This is a genomic window from Candidatus Poribacteria bacterium, assembly GCA_021295715.1.
In the GTDB taxonomy this organism is placed as follows: domain Bacteria; phylum Poribacteria; class WGA-4E; order WGA-4E; family WGA-3G; genus WGA-3G.
Window position 1 is genome coordinate 1 of the sequence record JAGWBV010000173.1, and the last position, 2,089, is coordinate 2,089.

At 36.5% G+C, this 2,089-nt stretch carries 2 protein-coding genes; both read right to left on the reverse strand.

Annotation, left to right across the window (positions count from 1 at the left end; genetic code table 11):
• Window positions 1–253: hypothetical protein (locus tag J4G07_22570; protein MCE2416768.1), on the reverse strand; the 253-nt coding region annotated here is incomplete at its 3' end.
• Window positions 254–266: 13 nt separating this feature from the next.
• The coding region (locus tag J4G07_22575) for a hypothetical protein (protein MCE2416769.1) at window positions 267–2,089 on the reverse strand (1,823 nt) is incomplete at its 5' end.

A 2,089-nucleotide genomic window follows, 5' to 3' on the forward strand; every position in this document is an offset into this window, starting at 1 on the left:
GAATCAAATTCAAGTATCCCAGATGTAGCAACGAGATTTTTGAGAGCCGCCGTGATTTTCTGACATTCCTCATACAAACACGCACTGCACCTTGAATAATATCTTCAGTGGTTCTAAAATCTCTATATGAAGCACCACAAAAAACATTAAATAGATGATTCGGTACCCTCGCCCAAAGCGCACTTTGAATTGCTACATGCAATGTGTTTCTGCGATCCGGTGATGTAAAGATTGTCCATTTATCCAATGCCATAATAATTTCTCTATCAATTAAAATTATTAGCAACAAGTACTAAATCTAAAATGTTCACGATACCGTCACCATTTATATCAGGTCTAGTTTTTCCGAAAGCATTGGCGACGAGAACGAGATCTAAAATATTAACATTTCCATCAGTATTTACGTCGTAAGTCAAGGCTGGTTCTGATGTTAGGAAGAGTTCTGTCCAATGATAATTAAACATGTTCCATTGCGCAATTGTGTTTATAAGTTTCATTATTTCAATATGTCCAGCATCTATCTGATGCCGAGGGTCGTTTGTGTCTAAATGATATGCATGCCAAACATAGACAGCAGGTAATTGGTCTCTAATTCGCATGGCATCCAGATACTTATAAAATGTATCTGAATTGGTATCTGGTCCAAATCGTTCACCAAGTCCCTTTATATAGGGTCTAAAAATAAAACTGCTAATTGGGTGTGGATTAGGTTCTCCAACATTAGAATAAAAGCTTCCTTGTGCGAAAAAACCTTCATGGTTCCATTCACCTATAAAGGTTATGTCTTCAGAAGTGGCTTTGCGTAATTCTTCTCGGAAAAGAATAGCACCTTGTGGCGAGCGTATCTCGTAAAGATGTCCATTATTATCATTTGGAACAAGATGACTAACATCTAAAAAGAACCCATCAGCAGGAGCCATTTCGTAAATTCTTTTCATGTGTGAAATATAATATTCCCGCCATTCCTTACTCGCAAGGTTTACATAGATGTGCCAAGCACTTTGCATTGAACCATGTATTCCGTGAAAAGCACCTCCACCAGAATAAGGATTTCGTATTTGATATTTCTTGAACCGATCATAATGTTTATCATTTGGAAAAATTCCACGAGGATTCGCTGAAAAGAAAACACGAAATCCCATTGCTCTAACTTTTTTCACAAAGTCTGGCGCATCCTTTTTTATTGTAAAATCTTCATCTGCTATACCTATTATATAGATTGTTTGTTCCGGAATGATCCCATGGGATTTCAGGAGAAGAGGCACTTCAATAGCAATAGGACCCGTAATTACAAATGTTATGTCATTGATCCATTCTGGTTTTTCTTGTAGCGAAAATGTTTGTTCCATCCAATTTCGGTATTGTTGTGCTGGAACTTGCCAATCACCACTATAAGCGTTTATTCGCCATTCAACAGATTCAATTGACTGAAGATTATCAAAAGGTGCATCGTTATCTGTTTGAAATTGGAATTGGTAGATGTCCTCTTTCCATTCATAAACAAAAGACTTATAACGAAAGTTGGAATCAGTGCTTCGTACCCAAAAACCACCAATCGAACTTTGAAAAATAACAAATTGTGCTTGCCAATATGGTGAAGGGTATTCGAAATTATTACTCACTTTGGATGTAGCATCAACAGAAATACCATCATTAGAAGGAATAATAACCTCTATGTCTTTCGCCATTAGATTGTTAAGAGACCAATCAACGGATGCGAGACTTGTTTTATCTGAAGTTGCTTTCTGTTGAATAATAAGGTCACCTGTTTTCAAATCAATCTCAATGCTATTTGTCAATACATTGCCATCATTTTCATAAACCATGTTGACTTTCAAAGGACCTATTCTTTGGTTAATAAACTTTTTTGCAAATATAACCTTTTCGTCTCCGTATCCAAGCTTTCCAGCAAAAATAAGGTGAGACGCAAGACTAACACCAGTTGTGGTAGTATACGTTTCACTTGTTAATTTGTTATGTAAATAGGTTAGCGTTCCACTTTCAAAATGCACGATGTAATTATTAGTTTCAGCGATAACCTTGTTATCAACAATATCAAGTCGGTTTTCAGCCTGTGCAATGCTGATGC